This window comes from Rothia aeria, assembly GCF_016726365.1.
In the GTDB taxonomy this organism is placed as follows: Bacteria; Actinomycetota; Actinomycetes; order Actinomycetales; family Micrococcaceae; genus Rothia; species Rothia aeria.
In genome coordinates, this window is record NZ_CP068102.1 from 1,487,898 (window position 1) to 1,504,663 (window position 16,766).

The following is a 16,766-nucleotide window of genomic DNA, read 5'->3' on the forward strand; positions in this document are numbered from 1 at the left end:
AGTTAAACTCTTAGCTCATACATGCGCGACACGACATACTGGGCACCATTCACTACTCTGACGGCGTGGCAGCAGCAGCCGCGCTGGCGGAGGAGGTAGCGCTTGTGCTCGCGGGAGCGGAAGTAGGCTGCCTCGGTGGTGTACTTGCACTCGCGCTTGCGCTCGCACTCGTAGAGGTATTTGCTGATGGGGCTGCTCCTCCGGACCCCTGACCGGAAGAGGCATCAGCGATGTACACATCTACACTACTATGAAGGGGAACCTGAGTGCCAGGCAGCGGGGTAATGCGCAGCACCGTACCCGGGGCCGCCGTATCAGAATGCTCCGATATCTGATTCACATTAATGCCCAATTTCACGATCGCCGCAGAGGCGGTGTCCTTATCCTGGCCAATCAGCCCGGTGGGGATAGTCGCCGTCTTCGGGCCATTCGAGTACTTCACAATAATGCTTGTACCCTTCTCCACCGAACCTGACGGGGAAACCGACAGTACCGTGTCCTTCGCCTCGTTCGAGTCAACACCCTCAGGTTTAACCTGCAGACCCATCTGGGACAGCTCGTTCGTCACCTCCAGCAGGCTACGGCCCACGAACTCGGCAGGGTTCACCGTCACATTATTCTGCTTCTGCGTATCCGGGTTATTCGTAGCCGGGCTGCTCGAAGGCTCCTGCTCCGAGGGGGACGCCGAGGCGCTCACCGACGGGCTGCCGCTTGGGTCGTTCTTAGGGGAACCCTGCAGCGCAGTGGCAGCCCACAGGGCCAGGGCAACCACCAGCAGAATTACCACACCGATAACAACCCACTTAACGATGCCTGAACGCTTCTGCTCCGGCTCGTCCTCATCATCAACATGCTGCACCGGCTGCGCACCGGTGCCAGCGACCGGCGGGATGGGCGCGGTCGTCGGATTCGGTGAGAACCGCCCGCCTGAACCGAACCGGGGCGCAGCCGCGGCAGTGATAGCTCCCGTAGCACCTGTAGCAGCGCTCTGCTGCACCTGAGTCTGGGTTTGCGTCGCCGTCGCAGCTGTCGCCGACTTCGGCATGAACTGTTTAAGTGCGGGCACGGCCTTCAACGCCGCACGCACATCGTTACGGCGGATAGCGTCAATCGCCGCCGCCAGTGCTGTAGCGCTCGCGGGACGCTCTGAGGGGTCCTTCGCCAGCAGGCACATAATCAGTGCCCGCGCCGTCGGTGAGACACTGTCAGGAAGCGGCGGCGGGGTATCATTCACCTGCGCCAAAGCGATAGCGATCTGCGACTCGCCCGTAAACGGGCGGTGCCCCGCCAGCGCCTCGTACCCGATAATACCCAGCGAATACATATCGGATGAGGGGGTCGCGGTCTGCCCGGTCGCCTGCTCAGGGGCCAAATACTGGGCGGTACCCATCACCTGACCCGTGGCTGTGAGCGGAACCTGGTTCGCCAGCCGGGCGATACCGAAGTCGGTTACCTTCACGCGGTCATCCGGGGTGATAATCAGGTTACCCGGCTTCACATCGCGGTGCACCAGGCCCTGCGCGTGTGCTGCCGCCAGCGCGCGCGCCGTCTGCGCAATAATGTTCAGGATACGATCCGCTGGGATAGTGCTATCACGCTCAATAATGTTCGATAGCGGCTCCCCGGGAACCAGCTCCATCACCAGGTACGCCGAGTTATCCTCCTCGCCGTAATCAAACACGTTCGCCACACCCGGGTGGTTCAGCAGTGCGGTGTGGCGCGCCTCCGCGCGGAACCGCTCCAAGAACCCGGGGTCACCCGTGTACTCCTCTTTCAGGATTTTCACTGCGACGATGCGCCCAAGAACCTTATCGCGCGCCTTCCAGACCTCACCCATACCGCCTACAGCGATACGTTCAGTCAGGGTATAGCGACCGCCCAAGGTGACATCAGCCGAAGGCCTCACTTGTTCAACACCGCCTCAAAGAGTTGTTTACCTGCATTAGTCGAAAGCTTCGCGCCCGTGGACACATCAATATCCTCATAGACGACCGCAATAGCAATCTTGGGGTCATCCGCCGGGGCGAAACCGGTAAACCAGGAATTGTTCAACCCGGTCGTGCCAATCTCGGCGGTGCCGGTCTTACCCGCCACCTTCACGCCCGACACACCCGCACCGGACGCAATACCATTATCGACCGAGTTCACCATCCATTGTTTCACCTGATCGGCGACTTTTTGGGAAGTTGAGGTGCGCAATTTCTCGGGAGAGAACTCAGACAACGTGCTCAGGTTGCTGGTCTTCACCGAACGAACCAGATTAGGTTTCATCTGCACACCACCGTTCGCAATCGCCGCGGAAGTCATCGCCACCTGCAGCGGCGTGGTTTTCACGTCATACTGGCCCACCGACGCCTGAGCCAGCTGGCTCTTCGTCATATCGGAGGGGAAATCCGACTTGGTGACCTTCAACGGGATCGACAAATCCTGGCCGTACCCGAACTTTGAGGCGGTCTGAGAAATCTTCTCCTGCCCCAAATCGAGGGCGATATTCGCAAACGGAGTATTACACGACTGCGCTAACGCCCACTCAATCGTCGCCTGCGTGCGGGTGGCACACTGACCATTCACAAAGTTCGGCAGGGTCACATTGGTGCCCGGCAGCGGAAGCTGCGCCGGGTTATCAATCACAGACTTCTCGTCATACTTCCCCGACTCCAGCGCGGCCACGGCATCAATAATTTTGAACGTCGAACCCGGTGAGTAGGTGTTACCCGCGATCGCACGGTTAAACAGCGGGGACTGCTGATCCTGGGTCAGCTTCGTGTAGTCGGCGATCACCGACTGCTCACTATGCGCAGCCAACTTATTCGGGTCATACGAAGGCGAGGATGCCATCGCCAGAATTTCCCCTGTTTTCGGGTTCATCGCCACAATAGAACCCTTCCTGCCCTGCAGCAGCTGGTAGGCGAGGGTCTGCAGCTTATCGTCCACAGTCAGCTCAACGCTGGCCCCGCGTGTGGAATTACCTGAGAACAGCTGCGCCACACGATCATAGAACTGGCTGTCCGAGGTACCCGAAAGCTCCTTATCCAGAGCCGACTCAATACCCGTCGAACCGTACACCGACGAGAAGTAGCCGGTAATACCAGCATACTTCTCAGGTTCGGAATATACGCGCTGATAGTTGTACTCGTCGTTAGATTTCACTGAGGAAGCAATCTCAGTTCCGTTCACCACGATCGAACCACGCTGCGAACCGTAGTTATCGTACAGGGCACGGGTGTTCCACTTGTGCTCCATGAGCATCTGCGCATCAAAGAACTGAATATAGCTCAGGGTGCCCATTAGCAAGATAAAGACGCACGCGGCAGACATCCACATGCGGCGAATCGCCCTATCCACGTTGGCTCCCTTCTGTTGATGCCGTAGAAATACGCGCCAGAACACTGGTCGCACCTTCAGGTTCGTAATCGTTACTGCCGTAGTCAATACCCCGTGGGGCATCAAAATCGACCACGCCGTGCGGGGCACGTGCCGAATGCGAAATCGCCAGCCACAGCGCCACAATAATCCAGTTCGCCACCAACGACGAGCCGCCAGCAGACATGAACGGGGTGGTCAAACCGGTCAGCGGGATCAGTCGAGTCACACCGCCAACCACCACAAACAGCTGAAGCACCATAACGGTGGACAGCCCAGCCGCTAGCAGCTTCCCAAAACCGTCGCGGGTACCCAGCGCGGCACGGTACCCGCGTGAGACCAGCACCAGGTACATCATGAGGATCGCGCCCAAACCCAGCAGGCCCAGCTCCTCACCGAGGGAGGTGATGATCATATCCGAGTTAGCGTACGGCACCAGGTAGGTGCGTCCCTGCCCCCAGCCGCGGCCAAACAGCCCGCCGTAGGAGAGTCCAAAGACACCCTGCAGGATCTGCCGAGAACCACCGTAGGAGCTGTTGTAAATATCGTTGTCGAAGGCATGCACCCACGCGTAGATACGGTCGTGGACGTGCGAAATGGAGTGGTACGCCAAGAACCCACCAGCTACCACACCAATACCACCGGTGACCAGCCACGAGGTTTTACCCGTTGAAAGGTACAGCATCGCCATGAACAGGCCGAAGAACAGGATTGACGACCCAAGGTCATGCTGGAACACCAGCACCCCAATGCTCGCCAGCCACGCCAAAAACACCGGCACCAAATCCCTGAACCGGGGCAGCTGAATAGGCCCAATGCGCCGCCCCGCCACAAGAATCAGGTCACGGTGGGTCGAAAGGTACCCGGCGAAGAAAATCGCCAGGGTAATCTTGGCAACCTCACCCGGCTGGAAGGTGCGGCCCGCAATGGAGATCCAGATGCGCGCACCGTTAATTTCCTGACCAATAATCGGCAGCAGCGGCAGCACCAGCAAAATAAGGGACAGCGCCAACGAAATGTAGGTGACCTTACGCAGCACCCGGTGATCCCGCAGGAAGTAGATAACCACGGCGCAGGCGAGCATCGACAGGCCCGTCCAAAACAGCTGCGAGTCACCCACCGGGTACTTCAAATCCGAGTCGATACGGTAAATCATGGCCAAACCGACACCGTTGAGCACAATCACGATCGGTAAGATAAACGGGTCGGCGTACCGTGCCCGAAGCCCCAGCACCACATGCAGAATCAGCGCGCCCACGCCTAATACAACGGTGCCCATGAGCCAGGCGCTTGACGAGCTGCCAAATGCCTCTTCAGGGTTCCGCAGGTACAGCGCGCCCGAGCTGATGCCCACCGCTAAAACCAGCAGTACAATCTCAATGAACCGGCGTGACTTCGGGGCGTTCGGGTCGCGTCGGGAGAAGAGGGAACTAGCCATGATGCGCACCCCCTTCACCAGTTACGGTACCCACGTCCCCTTCCGTGGTAGCGGCACCCTCGGTGCCGGGCATTAACGGAACCGTGGCGTTACCGGATTCCTCCGCGCTCGGGGTGGGAGTGGGGGTCACCGACGGGTTGTGGCTCTCGGAAGGCTTCGCACTCCCAGACGGGCTGGCTGAAGAAGAAGATGAAGGCGAAGGACTCGGGTGCGCGTTCAGGTTCGCCTGCGTCTGCAGACGGTTCACCACCACGCGCGCCTCATCAATATTGTCGGCCGAAATCGTGTCTTTCAGCAGCGCACGGTTATGGTCCGAGAGGTCATTAACCGACACGTTACTTTCCTCAACCACATGCGAGAACCGGATAGGCCCAAGGGTCTGCGGAATACCGTTATAGATTGACACCTTGCCGTTGCTGTCGCTCACATAGTAGCGGCCGCTAATCCAGCGCATACCCGTCCACGCGGCAGCCGAGAGCACCCCAACCACCAGCAGCAGCACGAAAATGCGCAGCGGCCAGCGGCGTGGGCGGTGCTTAGCCGCATCCACGGTGAGCATGGCCTCAAGCTCCTCGGGAAGCTGTGCCGTCTCACCCTCAGTAGTCAGCGGCACCCGCTGCGCCAAGGTGGCGCGGTGCTCCAGGGTGCGGTCCACCACGGCCGGGATCATCCCCGTCTCTGTCGCCGAAGCGGCTGAACCCACCAGCTGGTGCGGGCGCTGCCCAAGCTGCCCACGCAGAATCTCAGCGGAGGTATGAATCACCTCAACCGCGCCGCGTTTGTGCAGTTCCTCCTCGTGCAGCAAAGACCCGGTTAAATCGCGTGCACGCCGGAACCGGCGGCGAATATGCGCCGAACCGGGGCTGTCGCCACCGGCGGGGTTCACCTCGGTGGGGTCTTCAGGAGGGATACGCATCGTATCCTCATCCCCGGTGGCATTGGGCACGGCCGGGGCAATAGAAGCCGGCAGGCTGGGCGCATCCGGCACGGCAGACTCGCCCACCGGCTCATCCTCAGGCAGCACGCTGCGGTCAATCACCTGGGCGACCACTACCGTCACGTTATCGGGCGCACCGCGCTCCAGGGTCATCTGGATGAGAACATCAGCAATTTGCTCCAGATCGTCGGTGGAGCGCAAAACCGCCTCAATATCGGAATCGGGAACAACCGAGTCCAGCCCATCAGAAGCCAACACCCAGCGCTCTCCCGGCACCGCATCAAGGGTCTGCAGCTCAAGCTCAGGTGAGGCGTCCACATCACCAAGCACACGCATAATGACGTTGCGGTGCGGGTGGTGCACAGCCTCCTGCGGGGTGATGCGCCCCTCATTCAGCAGGCGCTGCACAAACGTGTGGTCTGTCGAGATCTGCTCGAACTGCCCGTCCGGGCCCGGGCGCAAACGGTAGGCTCGGGAATCGCCAATATGCGCCAGCTCAATCTTGTCACCGTCAATGAGCAGGGCGGTGCAGGTGGTGCCCATCCCCGCCAGCCGCGAATCCTCATGCGCCAGATCGTTAATGATGCTGTTCGCGCTTTGAATCTCATCCGCCAGGTACACGCCCGCGGTGCCGTCAAAATCGGGGTGATCCAGCGGGGTCAGGTTAAGTACAGCTGTGGCGGACGCGACGTCACCGCCCACGTGCCCGCCCATGCCGTCGGCAACCACGGCAAGATACCGGCCCCCGTAGCCGGAATCATCATTTTTGCTGCGGCGCACACCCACATCGGAGCGTGCCGCGAAACGGAAGGCAATCTTCACCGACTACCCCCTCAACTGCATGGTGGTGCCACCCACCCTAAATTCGGTGCCCGGCTCAATGACGGTGGCACGGCTAAGGCGCTGGCCGTCCACATAGGTGCCGTTCGTTGAGCCAAGGTCTTCAAGGAACCAACGGGAGCCCTGCGGGAACAGGCGCGCGTGGCGTCCCGAGGCGTAGTCATCCTGAAGCGAAACCTCAATATCGTTTGCGCGTCCAATCGTGATGGGCTCATCCCCCAGCTGCATCATGGCACCAGCCTGCGCGCCCTCAGTGATCACCAACTGGGACGGGCGCGCCGGGGGAGCAGCCACAGGGGCCTGCTCAGCCGCCGGCAGGGCAGGGGAGGCGAACGCATCCACCGAGACTGTGCGGAAATTCTTCCCCAGCCCCAAGTCGCGGCGTGCTGCGGCCAACACCAGAAACACGAAGAACCACAGCAACGCCAAAAACGCGAAGCGCAGGATAATGACGGTAAGCTCAGAGGCCACTAGAGAGCACCCCCGGCGGGCATCATACGGAAGAAGATGCTCGTATCGCCTAGTCGCAGGAGAGAACCGTCGTGCAAAGTTGCGGGGGTGCGCAGGGCGGTGCCGTTGAGCATCGTGCCATTAGTGGAGCCCAAATCGGTCACAATGTACGCCCCGCTCTGGTGCGAAATCTGCAGGTGGCGGCGGGAAATACTCTTACCATCCACACGGATATCAGCCACACTGCCACGCCCAATAACTACCGGGAACGAGGTCAGCTCAATGGGCTGCCCATCAATCTCAAGGTGCGGTACCAGCGGCTGCGGGGCGGGGGCGGGCGGAGCAGCCTGCGGAGGCTGCTGCGCCGGTGCGGCCTGCGGCTTGGTGATGCGCGTCGGCAGCGACCGTGCACGCGGCGGGCGCACCGGGCTGTAGGAGGGTGCCCCATGCGGGCTCGGTGGGGCGTCATTGACCGGTGTCTGCACCGGCAGGGCACCCTGAGCGGGCGGGGTGGAAAAGTACTCAAACGTGGGCACCACCTGGAAATCACCGGGGTGAACCTCCGGTAAGGAATGGAAGGTGATGCGCACCGCCCCAATGAGCGAGTATCCCTGCGCTCGCGCGTGTGAAATGGCGAGGTCGCAGAGCTCAATAGCAAACGGGTTGCCCCACTCCCGTATCCTGTCAAAATCTGCGGGGGAGAAATTAACCGCATAAATATTGGGGGCCATCAGCATCTCGTTGGGATCGATGTAGGATTCATCGTCCATGACCGTGCGAATACGGTTTGCAATATCTGCTTTTTCGAAGGTGCCGAAGCCTTTGGAGAAGCCAACGGCCTGCCCAATGCCTTGTTCTAGCCGCTCAAGCCTGTCCATAAACTTCATTGCCGCCTCCTCCTAACGATCCGTGCCGATTGTACTGCCGTGAGCCCGCGCGGGCCCGCGAAAGGTACAGTCTAGCGATTTTAACTGTGCATATGCTGTGCGTGTGTTAGATACACACACCCAACGCTATTCTATGCGATAGGCGGTGATTAATGCAGAATCGGGGTTATTTTCGCAGTAAAACCGGGGGCTGAAGAGGCACTACGGTGAATTCTGGTGCACCATGCGTGGATGTTCCATACCGTTACACCCCGATAATAGGGCGTAAAAATCCGTCATGTGATGTGAATAAGGTTACTAAAATTGGATTGGACAGGGGGCCAAGGGGTGCGTATAGTTCTATATGTTGCCTGCAACCACAGGTTGTAAGACACTTGCGCGAGTGGCGGAATAGGCAGACGCGCACGGTTCAGGTCCGTGTGCCCGTGAGGGCGTGGGGGTTCAACTCCCCCCTCGCGCACCAACTAATCCCCGGTTCAGTTGAACCGGGGATTTTTTATACCCGTCATACCCGTCTTTCCCGTGTGTCTGCAGCACCCGGCGGGCCAAACATCAGCATAAACATCCAGCAAGACCGAACAGTGATGTACGCCCTGCGGCGTTTAGTATCCTATGGGGCGTCATTGCTGGGCGGCTGAGTATTCTGCGTATCGGGTGAGGGCCGCTGCGCAGCCTCCCGCTTCTCGGCGCGTGAACGTAAAATCCAGGCGATAGGGCCAAGAAACGGTAGCGCCAAGGTGAACAGGAGCCACTTGAGCTTCTGCACCTCACTAAAGTACGGGCTGCGGTGAATCGTGAGCAGACAGTACAGCGCCAATGCGATACCCACGAGAAACACCGCGGTCCACAGTACATCAAGCACGCCGCTAGGCATGAGGGGCCCTCCAAGGTTTTCAGTAAAAGCGGAGTTTTCACCAGAGAGTAGCACTTATCCGGTAAAAACTCCGCTTCATAGTGAGGAGACTAAGCTAAACACCCGTCTTTTGTGCCCGCTTAGCGGCAGCATCCGAGTCTCGTTTAGCCCAGAACTCGCGGGTGGTCACCTCATCCGTGCCATCCCAGGCAGCCAAGTTTTTAATCTCGGGCATATCGGATGCCATGAAAATAGGCTCCAGCCCAGCCTTACGCTGCGTCTCATAGTTCTTCAGAACCGCAACCACCTTCGGTGAAAGCCACAGCACCGCCACCAGGTTCACAATCACCATGCCCGCGTTCAGCATATCCGCCGTCGTCCACAGCAGGCTCAGCGATGCAATCGCGCCAAAGAACACAAACCCCAGCACCACCAGGCGGAACACCGTCAGTGCCCAACGCTTTTCGGTCACAAAGCGGATATTCGACTCACCGTAATAGTAGTTGCCAATGACCGAGGAGAACGCGAAGAGGAAAATAGCGAAGGTTAAGAAGTGCGTGGCCCAACCACCCAACTGGGCGGCCAACGCATCCTGAGTCAGGCCCGCACCGCGGGTCTTATCGCCATAGACAGGATTCGACAGAAGCACAATAAACGCGGTCACAGAGCAGACCAGCATCGTATCGAAATACACACCCAGCGCCTGCACATAGCCCTGTTTGGCGGGGTGCGAGATAGTCGCGGTTGCGCCCGCGTTCGGGGCGGTACCCATACCGGCCTCGTTTGAGAGCAGGCCGCGTTTCATACCCCAAATAACGGCACCCATCGTGCCGCCCACCACAAACTCACGCAGACCAAAAGCGCCCTCGAAAATCATGAGCAGAACGTTCGGAATTTCTCCAATATTCAAGCCCACCACCAGAAGGCCCAGAACCATGTACAGCACCGCCATGAACGGCACCAGAAACTCGGTTACCGAGGAGATCGCACGAATACCGCCGAAAATAATGGCCGCCGTCAGGCCCGTAATAATCACACCCACCAGGATGCGGAACCCCATACCGTCCGTGCCTTCAATGCTGATGTTGAACGAGTTCGCGCCCGCCTCAACAATCGCGTTGGTCTGCACCGCGCAGAACACAAAACTATAGGTCAGCACAATAAAGCCCACGAAAATCAGGCCCAGCCAGCGTGCGTTCAGCCCGCGCTGCATATAGTAGGCGGGGCCACCAATATAGGAGTCCTTGCCGCGCTCCTTATACAGCTGACCCAGCAGCGACTCGGCGAAAGCGGATGCGCCGCCCACCGCCGCAATAAGCCACATCCAGAACACCGCACCGGGGCCGCCCATCGCAATAGCGATCGCCACGCCCGCAATATTGCCGGTACCCACACGGGATGCCGCCGAAACCGTGAACGCACGGAATGAGGAAATGCTCTTACGGCCGTCAGCTTCGTGACCGGACGGGTCGGTGAGCACGCGCAGCATCTCGGGCAGAGAACGCCACTGCACCGCACGGGTGCGGATGGTCAGGAACAAACCAGCGGCAATCAGCGCCACGAAGAGGAAGTTCTCCCATACCCATTGCTGAATAGAGTCAACCACGCTGGTGGCGCCAGAGGTATAGGTGTTGACGTCTTGAATAAAATGTACGAATCCCTCCACGGGCGCTCCCATCGGGTTATTGAACACAGTAATCCCCCGGTACGAGGCGTCACTGCGGGGGAGGGGCGGGGCTTAAGCACCCGCATACGGAAAAAGATATTTTTCCGGAAGTTACAGGTAACTATTGTTGCGGTACAGTACCCGTGTGAGCAAGCTCAATAAGTGGTTTCAGGGAATTTGTAACGAATAATTAACGCACACCGCAGCGTGTGCCACCCCCGCCGAAAGCGCCCTCGGCTTAGCAGTAATTAGAAGCGGGGGAGAAGGCTCACTGGTAGCGCGTATCGTGCTTTAACGGTTTTACGAAGGGGAACGAAAGCACCCCGCGAATCTGGGTCTGCGCCATGAGCATGACCAGCCGGTCAATACCGATCCCCAGCCCGCCGGTAGGCGGCAGCCCCGTCTCCAGGGCGTACAGGAAATCCTCATCCACTTGCATGGCCTCGGGGTCTCCGGCGGCCGCTTTCAGTGACTGCGCTACCAGACGCTCACGCTGCACCAGCGCATCGGCTAATTCGGAGTAGGCGGTACCCATCTCCATACCGTTAATCACCAAATCCCAGCGCTCCACCAGCCCCAAAACACTGCGGTGCGCACCAGCTAAGGGGGAGGTCTCCACCGGGAAATCCGTGTAAAACGTGGGGAACACGGTTTTTGCTTCCACCAGTTCACCATACAGTTCCTCAATGACCGCCCCTGCACCCATATCGTCCCGTACGTGAATCTCATGCTCACGAGCCAGGGCCAGGAGCGTCTCAAAATCGGTGTCTAAGGTGATGGTGGTGCCCACCGCCGCTGAGAGTGCCTCACACACCGAAACCACCGGCCAGGCACCTGAAACATCATCCAGCGTACGGTCTGTGCTGCCCTTTGCCCCCAACGGCAGCACGCACTGACCGTACACCGCCTGCGCCGTGTTTTTAATGATCCGCTCCGTTAGGTGGCGCATATCGGTGTAGTCGGCGTAGGGTCGGTATGCCTCAAGCACTGTGAACTCGGGGTTGTGCGTGTTATCTGCACCCTCGTTGCGGAAGTCACGGCCCAGCTCATATACGGCACCCATGCCGCCCACCACCAAGCGTTTGAGGTATAGCTCCGGGGCGATACGCAGTGTTAGATCCGCCCCGTAGGCGTTAATGAACGTTTTGAAGGGGCGGGCGCTGGCGCCACCGTGCACCGTGTTCAGGATTGGGGTCTCAACCTCGGTGAAACCTTCCGTATCCAGGGTGTGCCGGATGGACGTAATAATAGCCGAGCGCATCCGCAGGTTTTGCACCTGTTCAGGGTTAACCAGCAGATCGGTGGAGCGGCGGCGCAGGCGCGCCTCCGGGTCGGTGAATGAGGCGAACGGGATGGGATGCAGGCACTTAGAAGCCATCCGCCAGTCGCTGGCCAGCACCGAGACGGTGCCGTTACGTGAGGCTCCCATGCTGCCGGTGATGAGCAGAATATCGCCGGTATCGACGGTCTGGCTGAGAAGCCGCAGCGCCTGCGCACCCACAGCGGCGCGTTCAATAACCACCTGGAGGGTGCGGCCGTTCTCTATGAGGGTGAGGAAGACGACCCCGCCGTGGTTGCGAATAAACCGCACCCGACCCGACAGGGTAAATTCCTCAACCGAAATATTTCCTGAATGCAATATATTGGTGAGCTCTTCCACCGAATAATCACACCGAACACCCAACGGATATGGCTCCATACCCGCGCTGCGTAATAGCTCAGCGTGCCGGATGCGGTGCCGAGTCTGCTCACTGCGGCGTGTCTGCACCCGCGGGGTGTCTGCCAGAGACCGGCGTTCAATCTCCCGCACCCGCTCACAATCAGCCTCTCCCAATAACAGCGCCTGGGATCGCTGCCTCCGCGCCGAAATCGAAATATCCGGCAGGAACCCCTCGGCCACACCCGCCGCAACCACCGTATTAATGAACGCCAGCGTCGGTTCAAACGCCATATACCGTCCCACCCACTCCGGGGCGAACTTCAGATTAAACCGGTACAGGCGTTCCAACTGCCAGAACCTGTCCAGGTACCCCAATGAACGGGAGGCAAGCCTCTCCCACGGGCTGGCCCCAAACCGCTCGGCGTTATCGTACACGTGACGGAACATCGCAAAATTCAGGGAGACACGGGTGATGCCGTACTCGCCAGCCCGCTCCATCAGCCCGGCCACCATGAACTCGATAGTCCCGTTGGGGGCCTCAGGGGAGCGGCGCATTACATCCAGGGAAACCCCTGTGCGGCCCCACGGCACGAACGAGAGTAAACCCACCATCTGCCCGTCGGCGGCGTGCGCCGATACCAGCAGGCACCGGCCGTCGGCGGGGTCACCCAGGCGGTTTAGAGCCATTGAGAAACCGCGTTCCACCCTGCCGTGCCGCCATTGGTCGGAGTACTGCTGCATCTGCTTCAGTTCTTGGTCACTGAGGTCACGGTGGCGGCGGATGCGCAGGCTGTACCCCGCTTTCCGCACTCGCTGGCAGGCCTGCCGCACCTGCGTCAGCGACGTATTATTCAGGCTGAACCTGTCGGTGGTGAGTACCGCTTCGTCGCCCATGCGGGTAATGCTCAGCCCTTCTTTTGCGAAGGCACGCGCGCCTGCCTCGCTCACACTAATAGCGGCCGGAACCCACCCGTAGGTGCGGGCGGCGCGCATCCACGCCCGGATTGCTGCGCCCCAGGAGGCCGGGTCTCCCACCGGGTCGCTGGATGCCAGGCACACCGATCCCACCATGCGGTATGTGATGGCGGCCCGATGATCTGGGGAGAACACGGTCTGCTTATCGCGGCGGGTGGCGAAGTATGAGAGGGAATCGTTTCCTCCGTACTCTTGGAGCAGCTCACGCAGCCGCACCTCGTGTTCAGCTGTCCAGGTGTTTGGCATACGGTACCCGCGCAGGATGAGGTACACGGCGATCGCCGAGAAAATCCCATAGAACACCGAGGCGACAGTGCCCACGACGGCCGCAGCGTTAGGTCCCTTAAGTTCGGGGACAATGTCAATCCCCAGACCGTGCAGTACCAGGTTTTGTGGGGTGACTCCGGGAAGGTGCCGCCCAAAGTACCAGGTGATGAGTGTGGTTGCGGTGAAACCGCCCACGAACACAAGGGCCGCCACGGCCCACGAGATACGCCCAATACGGGCCGGGAACGCTTTACGAATAGACCACAGGAAGGGGATGGCGATTAGCCCAATAACCACCGAAATCGTGTCTACCCACGAGATGAGGTACTGTTTGGGTCCCATGATCGGGTCGGGGAAGAACACCACGAGGGTGCTGTCGATACCCAGCACAATACCCGCTGCCTGAAAGAAGATCGCCAGGTACAGCCCCAGACGTTTGCGGGCAATCAGACCCCAGGTGATGACGAGCATCGTGACGGCACTGGCCAGTGAGTGGGTGGCGGGGATATTGAGGAGGCTCACCCCCAGCTCCCACCAGCGGAAGCCGCGCCCGCTGCGCAGGGGCGAGATAATCCAAGAGAACACTGTGATGACGGTCAGGAAAGAGTAGGCGCCAATGAGCCACCGGGCCGATACCTCGGCGTATCGTGAGGCTGTATCCGCCGCGTCGCGGCTTCGTTTCTGGCCTGTCATGAATCCCCCTTCGGGCTGTACTCCCTACCTATAACTCTATAAATCATTTGGGTGTGTGCACCTTAAAAGTTACGGATAATTTGCTTGTGATCGTGCTGAGAAAACGAAAATGACTTATAGATATAATAGAGCCAAATATATATACAGAAATACATCGTATACCTTATGTGAATATTTATACTTTATATAAAATTAAGCTTAAATATTAAAAACGCTCAAACACACTTAAAGCTTTTAGACAGAGAAGTCTTCTCAAGGAAAACACCATGATTATCGTGAAATGGCGAGTAGTGATCCTGCTGCTTGTGCCCACCATCCTGTGCTACGGGTGGATGATATTTATTCTGCCCAGGCTCATGCGCTCCGACGGGGTGCGCAAATATGTTCTGCAAGCGGTGAGTCTTACCCTCACCTGCCTGCTGACCCTCACCAGTGTTGCCTCGTACCTGAACCTTCAAAACAAGTGGTACCCAACCCTGGAAAGTATCTTTGCCGACCCCAATGCCCCTATTACAGACAGCCACTACGGCGCGCCCTTGATCCCCGTCTCACAGCAGGTCTCTGAGCACACCCCGGAGCAAGAAAATGCGCGAGGCGCTGATTCCGTGAAGGAGGCACTGGCTCACGCCGAACCGGGCAAACCCCTGGAAATCACGGTACCCGGGCGGGGCGGCACACCGGATATGAAAACTTTCATTTGGCTCCCCGAGGGGTACGCCTCCCACCCGGAACGCACCTACCCGGTTATTCTTGGGCTCTCGGGGTACCCCGGCTGGCCTTTAGGGTTTGAGCAGCTTGCCGCCAAACTTAAACCTGGTGCCTCCCGCCCCATTGGTGATGTCATTCTTGTTGCCCCAGATATTTTCTATAACGGTATCGACACCGAGTGTGTGGACAGCACCAACCCCAAGGGGCCGCAGGTAGAAAGCACCATTGTTGAGTCCCTCATCCCGCTGCTTAAAACCACCCTGAGAGTCAGCACCGAAGCTGACGGGTGGCTCTCCTGGGGGTATAGTTCCGGTGGTTTCTGCGGGCCGATGCTCGCCATCAGGCACCCGGATCTTATTGGTGCTGCCGTCTCATTCGCCGGCTATTTTGCCCCGCAGTACCTTGAGGGTCAGCAGTGGCGCCCCACAGAAGACACCGAATATGATTTGCTGCGCCTGCTGCGGGAGAAAAAGCCTCCGGTAAAAATCTGGTTTTTTACCGCTGAAGACGACCTGAGTATTCGGGACGAGGTGCCCGCATTCACGCAAGCTGTTCAGGCCCCCACCAGTGTGCAGCTTGCCACCGTCCCGGCGGGTGGGCACAGGTACGATGTGTGGTTCAGCCGCGAACCTGCCGCCCTCCAGTGGGCAGGCACCTACCTGGCGCCGTTTAAACCCTAAATACGCGCTTTCACCTCAACACGCCCACGTGAGTAAAACACGTGTCCGCCCCCGCGCAGCTTTGCCTTAATGCCTCAACTGTACGGTGTGTATGGGGCAAAGGTGAAGTGAACGTTAAAAAATCTGCGTATGATTAGGCACAGGAAAGTACGTTCAACGGTACTGACCGCCAGGGTAGTACGCGTAGGGGAGGCAGCCGGTGAATATCTCAAACTGGGGTACGGTGCTTCTGTTTGGCGTGTTCACGGTGTTCTGTTACGGCGTTGTGATTGGGGTGCTGCCGCGCATGCGCGGCCCCGGTGCGCGTAAATACGCGGTGCAGGCTGTGGGGATGTTTTTAGCCGCCCTCTTGACCCTGCTGACGGTGGGCGCTTACCTGAACCTGCAAAACCGCTGGTACCCCACGCTTGAGAGTATTTTCGCGGATCCGCACGCCTCTGCCTCAACGAGCACGTACGGGTTTTTCCCTGGTAACCCTTCGAATGCGCCCGGGATCGAGCTCAGCAGCGAACAGAAGGATGCGTACACTAACCCGGCGCTGCGTGCAGCATTTGAGGAGCGCCGCGCCAGTGGGGGCAACGGTCCGCTGCAGCTGTATATTCCCGATAGTGCCGGGCGGAGTATCCGCACGCTGGTGTGGCTTCCTGCTAGTTACCTGGATTCGCCGGAGCGCGTGTACCCGGTGGTGTTGGCGTTCCCGGGGTACCCGGGCATGCCGGATGTGTACGAGAATTTTGTTCCGGCCCTTGATCGGGCGGTCGCTAATGGCACTGTGGGAGAGACGATCCTCGTTGTCCCAGATGTGTTCTATGCGGGGGTGGACACCGAATGTGTGGATGGGGACCCCAATACCAGCCCCACCCCGCACACGGAGAGTTTTCTGACTGATTCGCTCATCCCGTTTATGAAGAGGAACCTGCGGGTGCCTACTACCGCTAATGGGTGGGCCACCTGGGGGTATAGTGCGGGCGGCTATTGCGCATTAATGCTGCCGGTGCGTCACCCCGATCTGGTGGGGGCGGGAGTCTCGTTCGCCGGGTATTTTAAGCCTCGGTATGAGCCGGGGCAGCAGTGGCGCAGCGAGGACGATAACGAATACGATCTGGCGCGCATCCTGCGTGAGAAACGGCCTGCCGTGAGGCTGTGGTACTTTACCGCCGCCGACGATACGACGGTTACCGCTGAGCTTGCGGATGCGACGCGCGGTATTAGTCAGCCCAGTATGCTCAGTGTGGTGACCATACCGGCTGGTGGGCACAGGTTTGATGTGTGGCACCCGAATGATTGGCGTGCCCTGGCCTGGTTGGGGAAATATCAGTGGTTTAAACCCGGTGGGATGCGTTAGCGGC

11 protein-coding genes and 1 tRNA gene are annotated in these 16,766 nt (G+C 59.2%); 3 read left to right on the plus strand and 9 right to left on the minus strand.

The window, feature by feature from the left end:
- Positions 1 to 52 precede the first annotated feature (52 nt).
- Genes I6I94_RS06360 through I6I94_RS06385 form a run of 6 tightly spaced genes read right to left on the minus strand, consistent with a single transcriptional unit; the run spans position 53 to position 7,915 of the window.
- Complete coding sequence (locus tag I6I94_RS06360; protein ID WP_006886966.1) at positions 53 to 1,906, minus strand: protein kinase domain-containing protein; 1,854 nt, start codon at positions 1,904 to 1,906, stop codon at positions 53 to 55.
- Positions 1,903 to 3,345, minus strand: coding sequence for a peptidoglycan D,D-transpeptidase FtsI family protein (locus I6I94_RS06365; protein ID WP_037233967.1), 1,443 nt, complete (start codon positions 3,343 to 3,345; stop codon positions 1,903 to 1,905). Before I6I94_RS06365 ends, I6I94_RS06360 begins: the two co-directional genes overlap by 4 nt.
- The gene (locus tag I6I94_RS06370) at positions 3,338 to 4,801 is read right to left on the minus strand and encodes an FtsW/RodA/SpoVE family cell cycle protein (RefSeq protein ID WP_037233965.1); all 1,464 of its coding nucleotides are present in this window, start codon (positions 4,799 to 4,801) and stop codon (positions 3,338 to 3,340) included. The genes I6I94_RS06365 and I6I94_RS06370 overlap by 8 nt, the downstream gene beginning before the upstream one ends.
- Positions 4,794 to 6,560, minus strand: coding sequence for a PP2C family protein-serine/threonine phosphatase (locus tag I6I94_RS06375; RefSeq protein WP_128087249.1), 1,767 nt, complete (start codon positions 6,558 to 6,560; stop codon positions 4,794 to 4,796). The genes I6I94_RS06370 and I6I94_RS06375 overlap by 8 nt, the downstream gene beginning before the upstream one ends.
- Positions 6,561 to 6,563: 3 nt before the next feature.
- Complete coding sequence (locus I6I94_RS06380; protein WP_006886965.1) at positions 6,564 to 7,049, minus strand: FHA domain-containing protein FhaB/FipA; 486 nt, start codon at positions 7,047 to 7,049, stop codon at positions 6,564 to 6,566.
- Positions 7,049 to 7,915: an FhaA domain-containing protein gene (locus tag I6I94_RS06385; protein ID WP_128087247.1), complete on the minus strand. Its 867-nt coding sequence runs from the start codon at positions 7,913 to 7,915 to the stop codon at positions 7,049 to 7,051. The genes I6I94_RS06380 and I6I94_RS06385 overlap by 1 nt, the downstream gene beginning before the upstream one ends.
- Before the next feature lie 376 nt (positions 7,916 to 8,291).
- Between I6I94_RS06385 and I6I94_RS06390 the strand changes: the two genes are divergently transcribed.
- A tRNA-Leu gene (locus I6I94_RS06390) sits at positions 8,292 to 8,378 on the plus strand.
- Between the two features lie 147 nt (positions 8,379 to 8,525).
- On the opposite strand, the gene I6I94_RS06395 is transcribed toward I6I94_RS06390, so the two are convergent.
- From I6I94_RS06395 to lysX, 3 genes are all read right to left on the minus strand, one after another.
- Entirely contained in the window at positions 8,526 to 8,789 is a 264-nt protein-coding gene (locus I6I94_RS06395) for a PLD nuclease N-terminal domain-containing protein (RefSeq protein WP_052186560.1), read from the minus strand.
- 94 nt (positions 8,790 to 8,883) lie between these two features.
- Complete coding sequence (locus tag I6I94_RS06400; RefSeq protein ID WP_242601035.1) at positions 8,884 to 10,446, minus strand: alanine/glycine:cation symporter family protein; 1,563 nt, start codon at positions 10,444 to 10,446, stop codon at positions 8,884 to 8,886.
- A gap of 256 nt (positions 10,447 to 10,702) precedes the next feature.
- Positions 10,703 to 14,029: a bifunctional lysylphosphatidylglycerol synthetase/lysine--tRNA ligase LysX gene (gene lysX, locus I6I94_RS06405; RefSeq protein ID WP_201620516.1), complete on the minus strand. Its 3,327-nt coding sequence runs from the start codon at positions 14,027 to 14,029 to the stop codon at positions 10,703 to 10,705.
- A gap of 266 nt (positions 14,030 to 14,295) precedes the next feature.
- Between lysX and I6I94_RS06410 the strand changes: the two genes are divergently transcribed.
- Both I6I94_RS06410 and I6I94_RS06415 read left to right on the plus strand, forming a co-directional pair.
- Complete coding sequence (locus I6I94_RS06410; RefSeq protein ID WP_128087246.1) at positions 14,296 to 15,417, plus strand: alpha/beta hydrolase; 1,122 nt, start codon at positions 14,296 to 14,298, stop codon at positions 15,415 to 15,417.
- A 199-nt stretch (positions 15,418 to 15,616) separates the two neighbouring features.
- Positions 15,617 to 16,762, plus strand: coding sequence for an alpha/beta hydrolase (locus I6I94_RS06415; protein ID WP_128087245.1), 1,146 nt, complete (start codon positions 15,617 to 15,619; stop codon positions 16,760 to 16,762).
- Positions 16,763 to 16,766: the final 4 nt, after the last annotated feature.